Here is a 12631-nt window from a genome sequence, read left to right on the forward strand (position 1 = left end):
GTTAACGTAAGTTCGATCATGCTCTACTTCGAAGACCTGCAGCTCGGCCAGCGTTTTTTCAGCGCCAGCCATACCCTGAGCGAGGACGAAATCATCGCCTTCGCCCGCCAGTTCGACCCGCAACCGTTCCACACCGATCCGGCGGCGGCGAAACAAACCATCTTCAACGGCCTGGCCGCCAGCGGGTGGCACACCAGCAGCCTGACGATGCGGCTGGTGGCGGAATCTGAGTTAGGCCGCGCCGCTAACGGGCTGATCGGCATGCAGATCGACAAGATGCGCTGGCCGCAGCCCACGCGTCCCGGCGATACCTTGCAAGTGGAAGTGGAAGTGCTGGACAAACGCCGCTCAAACAGCCAGCCCGGCTTCGGCGTGGCGAAGGTCAAATGGACCACGCGCAACCAGGACGACGCCATCGCCATGCAGCTGGAGTGCGCCATCTGGCTGCAATGCCGCAGCATGCTTACGCAAGACCAGCCAGCGCTGCTCAACGCCGGCTGATAGCAAACAAGAAAACGGCCGCGGGCAAACGCCAGCGGCCGACTCTCGCTTCAGGCGCTAGCCCATCAGCGGTAAACCTGGATCATCTCCACTTCGCGCAGCGCGGACAGCGTGCTGCCGCCGGCGTAGCTGACGGAGGACTGCAGGTCTTCCTGCAGCTCGCGCAGCAGCTTGGGGATGCTGCCCTTGTACTCGACCAGAATCTTCTTGCCTTCCACGTTGACATAGGCGCCCTTGTTGAACTGCGAGGCGCTGCCGAAGTATTCCTTGTAGTGCTTGCCGCCGATTTCGACGATGTCGCCAGCCGACTCGTCGTAACCGGCAAACAGCGAACCGGCCATGATCATGGTGGCGCCGCACACCAGCGCCTTGGCGATGTCGCCATGCTCGACGATGCCGCCGTCGGCGATCACCGGCACCGTCACCGCGGACACGCAGTCGCGCACGGTGGACACCATCGGACGATGGAAGCCGGTCTTGTTCTTGGTGATGCAGACGCGGCCGCCGGCAATGCCGGCCTTGATCGCGTCGCAACCCCAGCTTTCCAGATCGCGCGCCGCTTCGGCGGTGGCCACATTGCCGCCGATCAGGAAGGTATTGGGGAAATGCTGCTTGATGTGCTTGATCATGCGCTCGGCCTTGACGCACCAGGCGTTGGCGACGTCCAGCGTCATGTATTCGGGTTGCAGGCCGGCTGCTTGCAGCGCCTCCAGTTGCTCGATGGTGTCTTCGTTGACGCCCACGCTGATCGAGGCGAACAGGCCCTTGGCTTGCATGTCGCGGGTAAAAGCCACCGCATCGACATTGAAGCGGTGCATGGTGTAGAACCAGCCCTGGCGGGCGAAGAACTCGCAGGTCTCGGCCGATACCACGGACTTCATATTGGACGGGTAAACCGGCATGACAAAACGGCGCGGGCCGAATTGCACGGAGGTGTCGCACGCCTTGCGGCTGTCCACCACGGTTTTCTTCGGTACCAGGTATACGTCGCCGTAATTGAGTTCGGTCTTGATCATGCGTGTGCTCCCAAAGCTTGAATGAGGTGAACGAAAAAAACAGGGGCCCCAAACAATGACGGGAGCCGTATAGGCTCCCGATTGCGCGTTCCCCTGCGACGCCTTGGTTGGGCTCGCACGCAGTTACGAATACAAGCTACGCCGATTTTTTCTCCACGTCAAGAGTTATCAGGCAGAATGATTGCTACTTGTCGCACCAGGCCTGCGGATCTTCGCCCAACCAGCGCAAAATCGGCTGCCACGCCTCGCGGTCGCGCTCCGTGCGCGAAGGCGGCAGATCGAACAAGGACATCCCGGCCGACGCGGCCTGGACATACAGCTGGGTGTCGCGCAGCCAGGTCAGCACCGGCACTTCGTGGCGGGCCAGAAATTGCTCCAGCTCGCGCGCCGAGCGGGTGCGCGGGTCCACACGCATGCCCACCACCGCCATGAAGGCCTTGTTCTTGCGGATGGTCTTCTCTTCCAGCATCTGCTCGAAAAAGTCCTCGCTGGCCCACATGTCGAACGGCGACGGCTGGATGGGCACGATCACATGCCCCACCTGGGACAGCAAGGCGCTGAGCTTCTTGCCGCGCAGGCCGGCCGCGCTGTCCAGCACCACCACTTCCGTGCCCTTGGGCGGCCGTTTGGGCTCGTTGGGCAGCACTTCCCAACCGGCAATCGCCGGCAGCGCCGCATGGCGTTGCGACAGCCAGTGCAAGGAGGTCTGCTGGCGATCCACGTCACCCAACATCACCTTCTTGCCACCGGCTGCAAAGTAGCCCGCCAGATTGGTGGCCAACGTGGACTTGCCGCTGCCGCCCTTGGGATTCGCTATCAATACCGACCGCACATCATCCTCCCTTTCCGCTGCATCCAGCCACTATACCAGAGCCATGGCGAGCCGCGCCGCCCCATGACAAAAACAGCTGCTCGACAGCCCGCCGCCGCCGCCGCACAATCACGCCAGACCAACCCAAGCCCTAAAGGAGTCGCAATGCCCCGCAGTTTCGATGCCCTGCTGTTCGACATGGACGGATTGATGCTGGATACCGAACGGCTATCCAACGAGACCTGGCGCCGGGCCGGCGCAGAATTGGGCATAGAGATTCAGGACGAAATGCTGCACGCGATGGTGGGGATGTCATTCCAGAACTGCATCCGCTTTGTCGAGGACTATCTGGGCGACGCCGAGGCCGCCGACCGCCTGCAGAAGGGGTCGGACCGCCATTATCAGCACATCCTGCGGCATGAGGAGATTCCGCTGAAGACCGGCATTCTGGAACTGCTGCGCTGGGTCCGGGAACAAGGCATTCCTCGCGCGGTGGCTACCTCGACGCGGCGCCATATCGCCGACATCAAACTGCAGCGCAGCGGTTTGGGCGAGTTTTTCGACGTCACCGTGGCCGGCGACGAAGTGGCCCGCACCAAGCCGGCCCCGGACGTCTATCACGACGCCGCCGCCCGATTGGGCGTGGCCGCGCGACGCTGCCTGGTGCTGGAGGACTCCCGGATGGGGCTGCAGGCCGGCGTGGCCGCCGGCGCGCGGGTGATCCTGGTGCCGGACCTGCTGTCGCCCAGCGACGACGACCGCGCCGCCGCGCTGGCGGTATGCGGCGACCTGCACCAGGCGCTGGAGCTGATCCGCGCGCTGTAAGCCCCTCAGCCCAAGCCGCGGATGCGGGCCACCAGTTCGTCCAGCACGTCGTCGGCCCTGTCGTGCGGCACCTGGCAGGTGCCGGCCGCCTCGTGCCCGCCGCCTCCGTACTGCAGCATCAGCGCGCCGATATTGCTGTGCGAGCTGCGGTTGACGATGGATTTGCCGACGGCAAACACGGTGTTCTGCTTGTTCAGGCCCCACATCACATGGATGGAGACATTGCAGTCCGGAAACAGCGCGTACACCATGAAGCGGTTGGTCGGATGGATGATTTCCTCGTTCTGCAGGTTCAGCACCACCACATTGCCGTGCACCCTGGCGCAGCGCAGAATCTGCGCCTTGGCTTCGGTCTCGTGCTCGCGGTACAAGGCTACCCGCTCCTGCACGTCAGGCAGGCTGAGAATTTCGTCTATCGTATGGTTTCGGCAATAGCCGATCAGGTCCATCATCAGCTGGAAATTGCCCACCCGAAACTCGCGGAAACGCCCCAGTCCGGTGCGCGCGTCCATCAGGTAGTTCAGCAGCACCCAGCCTTTGGGGTTGAGAATTTCCTCGATGCTGAATTGGGCGGAGTCGGCCTTGTCCACCGCCGCCATCATTTCCTCGCTGATGCCGGGAAAGGTCTGCTTGCCGCCGTAGTGGTTGTACACCACCCGGGCGGCAGACGGCGCGCGCGGGTCGATCACGTAGTTGTCGGCATCGGTGGCGTTGCGCAGCGTCTCCGACAAGTGGTGGTCGAACACCAGGTGCGCCTTGGCCACGTAAGGCAGGTTGGTGGTGATGTCGTCGCCGGTGATCTCTACCTTGCCGTCCTGCATGTCCTTGGGGTGGGCGAACTGCACCTCCTTGATCAAGCCCAGCTCATTGAGCAGCACGGCGCACACCAAGCCGTCGAAATCGCTGCGCGTCACCAGCCGATACTGTTTCTGCGTCATCTTGCCTGCCTCCCGTTTACCCATCCGCCGTCAATCGTCCGGCTTCGCCTCCAGCGCGCCGGCCATGCCGTCCGCCAATCCCGCCAGCGTCGCGTCCAGCCCGGCCTCCGGCAATGCCACCGTCAGCCAGACCCGTTCGGCGTAGCGCTGTTCCAGCACCGTCGCGCCGGCGTCATGGCACAGGCGGCGCAGCCTGGCTTCGCCGGAAAAATCCACCGCCAGCCGCACGCGGCGCATCCGCACCACCGGCAGCAAGCTGGCTTCGGCCAACGCGGCGTTGACAGCTTGAGTGTAGGCTCTGACCAAGCCGCCCGCACCCAGCTTGATGCCGCCGAAATAGCGCACCACCACCGCCAGCACATTGGCGATTTCACGATGCTGCAATACGTTATACATCGGTTTGGCCGCGGTGCCGGAAGGTTCGCCATCGTCGTCCAGCATGGAATCGCCGGCGCACAGCAGCACCGCGCAGTAATGGCGGGCATCGGGCCAGCGCTGGCGGATGTCGCGCAGTGCCGCTTCCGCCTCCGTCCGGCTGGACACGGGCTGCACGATGCCGATGAAGCGGCTCTTGCGGATTTCCACCTCGGCGCTGGCCATGGCTTCCAGTTGGAACATTTATCGCACCCAGCAGTCTGAATAGGGCGGGCATTGTAACGCCGTGGCCGCGGAGCGCCCAATTACGGTCTAGACTGAAAGCGGGAAATCTCATGGAGAAGCGCCATGAAAACCTTGCTGCTGTCCTCCGCGCTGGTAGTGGCCGGCCTTTGGCTGTTCATCCAGAAGTTCTGGCTGCAAAGCGAAGACGCCATCCACCTGTCGCACTATCTGCCGGATCGCGATCACGTCTGAATCCCCGCAAGCTGACAAAAGCTGATGATTCAGCTCGTTGTCATTTTCAGTGAATGGCCCGACAATGAAGCCGTGGCCATCTGGCGGGAAACCCATGTCGCAAGCCCTCACTTTCTGGCTGGTCGGCGCGCTGGTCGCGCTGATCGCCGAATTCATGTCCGGAACTTTCTATCTGCTGATGGTCTCTTTGGCCATGGCCTGCGGCGGCCTCGCAGCCTGGCTGGGCGCGCCGGAACTTTGGCAATGGCTGCTCGCCAGCGTCAGCGGCGTCGCAGGCGTGCTGCTGGTGCGCCAGCGACGCCGCCGGATCGCCGCACCGTCGCTCCCCCAGGATGATCCGGACTGGGGGCGGCAGGTGGAAATCCTCACCCTGACGTCGCCTGGCCGCGCCCGCATCCATTACCGCGGCGCGGAGTGGGATGCCGAGCTGCTGGATCCGGCGCTGCATGCCGGCGCCACCGGCTACATCGCCGGCCGCCAAGGCAATCTGTTCAAAATCGCGTCCACACAACCCGAATAAGAGTCCACCATGGAAATCGCCCTGATCCTGTTCCTGGCCGTTGTCGTCTTCATTTTCAAATCGCTGGCCATCGTGCCGCAGCAGCATGCCTTCATCGTCGAACGCCTGGGCCGCTATCACGCCACCCTGACGCCGGGCCTCAACATCATCACCCCGTTCATCGACCGCATCGCCTACAAGCACAGCCTGAAGGAAGTCCCGCTGGATGTGCCCAGCCAGATCTGCATCACCCGCGACAACACCCAGTTGAAAGTGGACGGCATCCTCTACTTCCAGGTGACGGACGCCAAGCTGGCCTCCTACGGCACCAGCAACTACATCGTCGCCATCACTCAGCTGTCGCAGACCACGCTGCGCTCGGTCATCGGCAAGCTGGAGCTGGACAAGACCTTTGAAGAGCGCGACGACATCAACCGCACCGTGGTGGCTTCGCTGGACGAGGCCGCGATCAACTGGGGCGTCAAGGTGCTGCGCTATGAAATCAAGGACTTGGTGCCGCCGCAGGACATCCTGCACGCCATGCAGGCGCAGATCACCGCCGAACGCGAAAAGCGCGCCCGCATCGCCCAATCGGAGGGCGTGAAGGTGGAGCAGATCAACCTGGCCACCGGCGCGCGCGAGGCCGCCATCCAGAAGTCCCAGGGCGAAATGCAAGCCACCATCAACAACTCCGAGGGCAACAAGCAGGCGGCGATCAACCAGGCCATGGGCGAAGCCGAGGCGCTGCGCCTGGTGGCCGACGCCACCGCCGACGCGATCAACCGCATCGCCGGCGCCATCCGCACCGACGGCGGCCTGGAGGCCGTCAACTTGAAAGTAGCCGAGCAATACATCGCCGCCTTCGGCAAGTTGGCCAAGGAAAACAATACCATCATCATGCCCAGCAACGTCGCCGACGTCGGCGGACTGGTGGCCAGCGCGCTCAGCGTCGTCAAACAAACTAACCGTTAAGGAAGGTCTGAACAAGTCTCCAATCTTCCCGTAAACTGACTCCCCCTCAGTCAGATCCAGGACGCCAGCATGCGACAGCAGATGACCTTCACCGATCTCGAACTCGCCGCTAAGAAGAAGCGCACCCGCCGCGAAATCTTTCTGACAGAGATGGATCAGGTCATGCCTTGGGCGCAGCTCGAAGCCGTCATCGATCCAGTGTATCCCAAGCCTGGCAACGGTCGCCGCCCCTACCCGTTGTCCGCCATGCTGCGCGTCTACTGCCTGCAGCACTGGTACAGCCTGTCCGATCCCGCCATGGAAGAAAGCCTGTACGAGATCGCCTCCATGCGCCAGTTCGCCGGCCTCTCCCTGGACGCCGTCCCGGACGAAACCACCCTGCTGAACTTCCGCCATCTGCTGGAAAAGCACCAGCTGACCCACGCTCTGTTTACCGCCATCCACCAGCATCTCTGCGACAAAGGGCTGATGTTGAAGCAAGGCACCATCGTCGATGCCACCCTGATCCACGCGCCCAGCTCCACCAAAAACGCTCAGGGCGAGCGCGATCCGGACATGCATCAAACCAAGAAGGGCAATCAGTGGTACTTCGGCATGAAGGCCCATATCGGCGTCGACGCCCAGTCCGGCTTGGTGCATCACGTGGCCGGCACCCCCGCCAATGTGGCGGATGTCACGATGGTCGATCAGTTGTTGCACGGCGAGGAAATCGATGTGTTTGGCGACGCCGGCTTTGCTGGCGTGCACAAGCGAGCCGAACACCAATCGCGAGCGGTGCGTTGGTGGATTGCGATGAGGCCCGGCCAGCGCAAAGCGCTGACCGATTCAGCCGACGACCGGCAGATCCAGCTGGGCGAAATGGTCAAAGCCAAGATTCGGGCCAAAGTGGAGCATCCGTTTCGGGTCATCAAGCAGCAGTTTGGCTACCTGAAAACACGCTACCGCGGTTTGAAGAAGAACACCGCGCAACTGATGACGCTGTTTGGGCTGGCCAACATCTGGCTGGCGCGAAAGGCCTTGCTGGCGGCGAGTTAAAAGGCCGGATGACCGGAAGCACCCGGTCATCCTCATGGCGGGCGATCTGGAATTGGTGGGTGAAATGCAACCGAAGCCCCGCGAGAAATTGCATTTCTGTTTGCGTGGCAGGTTGTTCAGACCTTCCTTAACTCAGGAAAACTGGCGCTGGCGCGGCTTGAATATGCCGGCGTCAGCCCGCATAATCACCCGCATGAAATTTTTTACCGATCTCCTCCCCGTCCTGCTGTTCTTCGGCGCCTACTGGCTGACCCGCGACATGTTCGTCGCCACCGGCGTGGCCATCGCCGCCACCGTCGTCATGGTGGCCTGGGCCTGGTACAAACACCGCAAGGTGGACACCATGCAGTGGATCAGCCTGGGACTGATCGTGGTGCTGGGCGGCGCCACGCTGCTGTTGCACGACAAGCACTTCATCATGTGGAAGCCCACCGTCTTGTACTGGGTGATGGGCGGCGGCCTGCTGATCAGCGATTTCGCCGGCAAGAACGGCCTGCGCCTGATGATGGGCCAGCAGATCAGCATGCCGGACCCGGTGTGGCGCAAGCTCACCTGGGCCTGGTGCGGCTTCTTCGGCTTCATGGGCGCGCTGAACCTGTTCGTCGCTTACCATTTCAGCGAGGACGTCTGGGTCAACTTCAAGCTGTTCGGCGGCATGGGGCTGATGCTGCTGTTCGTGATCGCCCAGAGCCTGTTCCTGGCCAAGTACATCGAGGAAAAGAAATAATGCTGTACGCCATCGTCGCCCAAGACGCCCCCGGCACGCTGGACAAGCGCCTCGCCGCCCGCCCTGGCCATCTGGCCCGGCTGCAGACGCTGCAGGACGCCGGCCGTCTGACCCTGGCCGGCCCGTTCCCGGCCATCGACAGCATCGATCCCGGTCCGGCCGGCTTTTCCGGCAGCCTGATCGTCGCCGAATTCCCGTCGTTGGCCGAGGCGCAAGCCTGGGCCGACGCTGACCCCTACCGCGCCGCCGGCGTCTACGCCCGCGTCGAGGTCAAGCCCTTCCGCCAGGTGTTCCCGGCATGAGCGACACCGTGCAACTGCTGGAAACGGCGCTGCAGGCGCTTGCGCCGGAGCATCTGGACATCCAGGACGACAGCGCCCTGCACGCCGGCCACGCCGGCGCCAAAGGCGGTGGCGGCCACTACACGTTGACGATAGTCAGCGCCCGCTTTGCAGGCCTGGGCCGCGTGCAACGCCACCGGCTGATCTACCAAACCCTGGGCGAACTAATGACCAGCCGCGTGCATGCGCTGGCCATCCGCGCGCTCACTCCAGAAGAACTCTGAATTTCTACCAAAGGGCTAACATGAAGCACTCCCGTATCGCCGCGCTGCTGCTGGCAGCCTCGATCAGTCTGCCGGCCGCCGCCGAATCGATCGCCGTGGTCAACGGCGTTTCCATCGACAAATCCGAACTGGACGCGGCCGTCGCCAATGTGGTGCAAAGCAACGGCGGCCGGGTGCAGGACTCCCCGGAACTGCGCGAACAGCTGAAGAATTCGCTGATCAGCCGCCAAGTCATCCTGCAGGAAGCCAACCGCCGCGGCCTGGACAAACAGCCGGAATTCGTCAAACGCCTGGACGAAGCTCGTTCCGAGCTACTGCGCGACGCGCTGTTCGCCGACATCGCCAACAAGGCCAGCATCAGCGATGCCGACATCAAGGCCCGCTACGATCAGGAAGTCGCCAAGTACGCCGGCACCAAGGAACTGCACGCCTACCAGATCACCCTGTCCAGCCAGGCCGACGCCCAAAAGCTGATCGCCCAACTGAAGAAGGGCGGCAAGTTCGAAGAGCTGGCCAAGACCCGCTCGATCGACCCCAACGCCAAGCAAACCGGCGGCGACATGGGCTGGGGCAATCTATCCCGCATGGAGCCCAAGCTGGCCGAAGCGCTGAAGGCCATCCCCAAGGGCCAGGTCAGCGCCCAGCCGTTCCAGTCGCAGCTGGGTTGGCATGTGTTCAAGGTCGCCGATATCCGCGACGCGCAAGTGCCGTCGCTGGATCAAGTCAAGCCTCAGCTCGCCCGCCAGCTGCAGGAAGAAGCCATTGCCAAGGCCGTGGAAGACCTGCGCGCCAAGAGCAAAATCCAATAACACCCCCGATACCGAATCAGGAATCAAACAGAATGCGTAAAATCCTGCTGCACACCGCCCTCGTCGCCGCTTTCGCCGGCAGCGCCATCGCCGTAGCCGGCCCGACCGTCAACGGCCAGCAGATCTCCGACGTCCGCATCGACGCCGTGGCCAAGATGATGGAAGCGCAGGGCCAGAATGTCACCCCGCAAGCTCGCGACCAGATCAAGGACCAATTGGTCACTGCAGAAGTGCTGCGCCAGGAGGCCGTGAAAAAGGGCCTGGACAAGTCTGCGGAATTCGCGGCCGAACTGGCCAATATGCAGGCGATGGCGCTGGCCAACCGTCTGATCAAGGACTTTGAGAAGGCCAACCCGGTCAGCGACGCCGATCTGAAGGCCGAATACGACAAGCTGGTGGCTTCGGTTCCGGAAACCAAGCAGTACCACGCGCGCCACATCCTGGTGAAGACCGAAGCGGAAGCCAAGGCGGTGATCGACGCGCTGAAGAAGGGCAAGTCCTTCGACAAGCTGGCCAAGGAAAAGTCCATGGACCCGGGCAGCAAGGCCAATGGCGGCGATCTGGGCTGGCAGGAAGCCGGCACCTTCGTCGCGCCGTTCTCGGAAGCGATGAGCAAGCTGGCCAAGGGCGAAGTGACCGCCTCCCCGGTGAAAACCGAGTACGGCTGGCACGTGATCAAGCTGGACGACATGCGCACCCAGCGCAACGTGCCGTCGCTGGATGACATCCGTCCGCAGCTGACCCAGCGCGTGATGGGCGCCCGCATCGAGAAATACGTTGCCGATCTGAAGGCCAAGGCCCAAGTTCAGCAATAATCCGCGCCATGCTTCAACAACGGGGACGGCTTGCCGTCCCCGTTTCGTTTAAGCGGACTTGACAGCCCGCGCCGTCCCGCTTACCTTGCCGGCACATCGTCGCGCAGGCCCGCCCTGCCCTTGTCACCGGCTGCCGCAGGCAGCCTCATCCGGAAATGCCGCCTCGATGGCTGCTCCGCACAGGAAATTCTCATGACCATTACCGTCAACGGCGTTGAAATCAGCGAAGAGATGATTGCGTCCCAACTGGACCACTATGCCGACACGCCCAGCCCGCGCGACACCGCGATCCAGCAACTGATCCTGCACGCCCTGCTGGTGCAGCAGGCCAAGAGCGAGGGCCTGGACGTCTCCGACGAGCAGCAAGCCATCCAATCGCTGCTGGACAGCAAGCTGCAAGTGCCGGCCATCGACGAAGCCAGCTGCCGCGAATTCTACGAACAGTACCCGGAACGCTTCAGCGCCGGCGACAGCGCCGTGGCCAACCACATTCTGCTGCCCAAGGGCGAAGGCCTGGAAGCCGGCCTGATCAAGGCCAAGGCTGAAGGCATTCTGGCCGAAGTCCAGGCCAATCCGTCGCGCTTCGCCGCGCTGGCGCAAGAGCATTCCACCTGCCCGTCCGGCAAGCAGGGCGGCAGCCTGGGCCAGTTCGGCCGTGGCCAGATGGTGCCGGAATTCGAACAAGCGGTATTCAGCACCGCCGCCGGCGAAATCACCCCCAACCTGGTGGAAACACAGTTCGGCTACCACATCATCCAGGTAGAGCAACGCGTGGAAGGCGGCAAGATCGGCTTCGACGAGATCAAGGAACGCCTGCAGCATTACCTGACTGACCTGGCGGTCAATCAGGCCATGCACGAATACCTGAACGGCCTGGTGTCGGCCGCTCAGATCAGCGGTTACCAGATGAACGCCTAAGCGGCCATCCTGCCAACCTATCGGGCCGCCGGTTTCTTGCCGGCGGCCTTTTTCATGGCGGCCGCCGCCGGCAGCTGACGCAGGCTGGCCGCCACCGGCTTGGAGAAGCTGTAGCCGTCGTGCCGGTCCCAGTTGATCGACCACGTCATCACGCCGCGGAAGGTGGGGTAGGCTTGCGCCGGCAACACCGCGCCGCAGCCTTGCAAGGCGGTGAGGCAGCTCAGCGCCTTGGCCACGGCGTCCGTTGTGACAAAGCCGGAATTGGCCGAACTGCGGCCGGAGGGCACGCCAAAGGCCACCTGATCCGGCCGCAAACCCTTGAAGCTGCCGGACGCGCCGTTGGCGATGGGGAAGCCTTCGATCAGCATCTTGCTGCCGCCCACCAGCATGTCCACCGAGCCCTCGGCCAGCGCGCCGTTGGAATACGGCGTGTATAAGCCGCCGTTGTTGTAATACTGGACATGAATCACCGACAGGTCGTCGCGCAAGCCGTCGATGATGGGCAGATAGGCGCCCCAGTTGCCGCCGTAGGCGACGAAGCCGCCCTGCACGTACGGATGCTCCGGCGCCATGGACAGGTAGAAGCTCGGCCCCACCTTGGCCTTGAGTTGCTTGACCGCGCTGACCAGATTGCTGGCTACCGGCGCGCCCACTACGATGCCGCTGCCGCTCTCCAGATCCAGGTCTATGCCGTCGAAGCCGTACTGGGTGAGGATGCTGTACAGACTGTTGACGAAGTTCTGCACCTGCGTGGCGTTGTTCAGCGTCACCGAGCCATTCTGCCCGCCCAGCGACAGCACCACCTTCTTGCCCTTGGCCTGCAAGGCCTTGATGTCCTGAATGAACTGGGACTGGCTGCCCGCGCCCGGGTCCAGCGTGAAGCTGACATTGCCGTTGCCGGCATCGTCGGCGAAGGCCACCACGATCACATCCCAGTCGGCGCTAACCTGGGACAGCGGGAAGGCCGGGCCGCTGGGATTGGCGAAATCATGCCAGTAGCCCACCAGAGCATGCTTGGCGAAAGGCACGGTATTGCCCGGCGGCGGGCTGGGCGGGGTCGGCGGATTCGGCGGCGTCGGCGGAGTGGGATCGCCGCCGGAACAGCTGCCGCCCGCAGCCCACAGCGTGGGCGAGGCCGCCGGATTCCAATTGGCGCCGACATAGGCCGTATGCGTCACCAACGCCGTGTAATTGGCATTGCCATAGCTGACGACATCGCCCACCTTGTAAGTCGCGCCCTCTGCCCAGGCGGTACACGCCGCCAAGGCGCTCTGTCCCCAGGCCAGCAGCAGCGCGAGCGCGGCCGCGCGCAGAGACATGCCGAATTGTTTGTGCATCTCCATGCTCC

General features: G+C 63.2%; 17 protein-coding genes. 12 read left to right on the forward strand and 5 right to left on the reverse strand.

Features of this window, described 5'->3' with window-relative positions:
- Positions 1-18 precede the first annotated feature (18 nt).
- The gene (locus BI343_RS01325) at positions 19-501 is read left to right on the forward strand and encodes a MaoC family dehydratase (protein WP_071108342.1); all 483 of its coding nucleotides are present in this window, start codon (positions 19-21) and stop codon (positions 499-501) included.
- 65 nt (positions 502-566) lie between these two features.
- On the opposite strand, the gene BI343_RS01330 is transcribed toward BI343_RS01325, so the two are convergent.
- Both BI343_RS01330 and BI343_RS01335 read right to left on the reverse strand, forming a co-directional pair.
- Positions 567-1517, reverse strand: a complete 951-nt coding sequence (locus BI343_RS01330) for a GMP reductase (RefSeq protein WP_071108343.1) — start codon at positions 1515-1517, stop codon at positions 567-569.
- Between the two features lie 184 nt (positions 1518-1701).
- Positions 1702-2349: a ParA family protein gene (locus BI343_RS01335; RefSeq protein WP_071108344.1), complete on the reverse strand. Its 648-nt coding sequence runs from the start codon at positions 2347-2349 to the stop codon at positions 1702-1704.
- A gap of 144 nt (positions 2350-2493) precedes the next feature.
- Between BI343_RS01335 and BI343_RS01340 the strand changes: the two genes are divergently transcribed.
- On the forward strand, positions 2494-3153 hold the full coding sequence (locus BI343_RS01340) for an HAD family hydrolase (RefSeq protein ID WP_071108345.1): 660 nt from the start codon (positions 2494-2496) through the stop codon (positions 3151-3153).
- A gap of 5 nt (positions 3154-3158) precedes the next feature.
- Here BI343_RS01340 and BI343_RS01345 read toward each other — a convergent pair whose 3' ends face one another.
- Together BI343_RS01345 and BI343_RS01350 are read right to left on the reverse strand one after the other, a co-directional pair.
- A complete protein-coding gene (locus BI343_RS01345; protein ID WP_071108346.1) occupies positions 3159-4091 on the reverse strand; it encodes an exopolyphosphatase in 933 nt (310 codons plus the stop codon).
- Positions 4092-4121: 30 nt separating this feature from the next.
- Positions 4122-4709 (reverse strand): IMPACT family protein, encoded by a 588-nt coding sequence (locus BI343_RS01350; RefSeq protein WP_071108347.1) that lies wholly within the window; start codon positions 4707-4709, stop codon positions 4122-4124.
- A 105-nt stretch (positions 4710-4814) separates the two neighbouring features.
- Between BI343_RS01350 and BI343_RS20525 the strand changes: the two genes are divergently transcribed.
- The 10 genes from BI343_RS20525 (at position 4815) to BI343_RS01395 (ending at position 11283) form a co-directional block, all read left to right on the forward strand.
- Positions 4815-4943: a hypothetical protein gene (locus BI343_RS20525; protein ID WP_255408070.1), complete on the forward strand. Its 129-nt coding sequence runs from the start codon at positions 4815-4817 to the stop codon at positions 4941-4943.
- 94 nt (positions 4944-5037) lie between these two features.
- On the forward strand, positions 5038-5463 hold the full coding sequence (locus tag BI343_RS01355; RefSeq protein ID WP_071108348.1) for an NfeD family protein: 426 nt from the start codon (positions 5038-5040) through the stop codon (positions 5461-5463).
- Between the two features lie 9 nt (positions 5464-5472).
- Positions 5473-6414, forward strand: coding sequence for an SPFH domain-containing protein (locus BI343_RS01360; protein ID WP_071108349.1), 942 nt, complete (start codon positions 5473-5475; stop codon positions 6412-6414).
- Between the two features lie 69 nt (positions 6415-6483).
- Positions 6484-7449 carry an IS5 family transposase gene (locus tag BI343_RS01365; protein ID WP_083340712.1) on the forward strand — a complete coding sequence of 322 codons (966 nt, stop codon included), beginning with the start codon at positions 6484-6486 and terminating at the stop codon, positions 7447-7449.
- Positions 7450-7642: 193 nt separating this feature from the next.
- The gene (locus BI343_RS01370; protein ID WP_043622774.1) at positions 7643-8176 is read left to right on the forward strand and encodes a septation protein A; all 534 of its coding nucleotides are present in this window, start codon (positions 7643-7645) and stop codon (positions 8174-8176) included.
- Positions 8176-8478 (forward strand): YciI family protein, encoded by a 303-nt coding sequence (locus BI343_RS01375; protein ID WP_071108350.1) that lies wholly within the window; start codon positions 8176-8178, stop codon positions 8476-8478. Before BI343_RS01370 ends, BI343_RS01375 begins: the two co-directional genes overlap by 1 nt.
- On the forward strand, positions 8475-8741 hold the full coding sequence (locus BI343_RS01380) for a BolA family protein (RefSeq protein ID WP_043622692.1): 267 nt from the start codon (positions 8475-8477) through the stop codon (positions 8739-8741). Before BI343_RS01375 ends, BI343_RS01380 begins: the two co-directional genes overlap by 4 nt.
- A 20-nt stretch (positions 8742-8761) precedes the next feature.
- Complete coding sequence (locus BI343_RS01385; RefSeq protein ID WP_043622689.1) at positions 8762-9550, forward strand: peptidylprolyl isomerase; 789 nt, start codon at positions 8762-8764, stop codon at positions 9548-9550.
- A 32-nt stretch (positions 9551-9582) separates the two neighbouring features.
- Positions 9583-10365, forward strand: a complete 783-nt coding sequence (locus BI343_RS01390) for a peptidylprolyl isomerase (protein WP_071108351.1) — start codon at positions 9583-9585, stop codon at positions 10363-10365.
- A gap of 192 nt (positions 10366-10557) precedes the next feature.
- Positions 10558-11283 carry a peptidylprolyl isomerase gene (locus tag BI343_RS01395; protein ID WP_043622683.1) on the forward strand — a complete coding sequence of 242 codons (726 nt, stop codon included), beginning with the start codon at positions 10558-10560 and terminating at the stop codon, positions 11281-11283.
- Between the two features lie 17 nt (positions 11284-11300).
- Here the strand turns inward: BI343_RS01395 and BI343_RS01400 are convergent, their stop codons facing one another.
- Complete coding sequence (locus tag BI343_RS01400) at positions 11301-12620, reverse strand: chitinase (RefSeq protein WP_071108352.1); 1320 nt, start codon at positions 12618-12620, stop codon at positions 11301-11303.
- Positions 12621-12631 lie beyond the last annotated feature (11 nt).

This window comes from Chromobacterium amazonense (assembly GCF_001855565.1).
In the GTDB taxonomy this organism is placed as follows: Bacteria; Pseudomonadota; Gammaproteobacteria; order Burkholderiales; family Chromobacteriaceae; genus Chromobacterium; species Chromobacterium amazonense.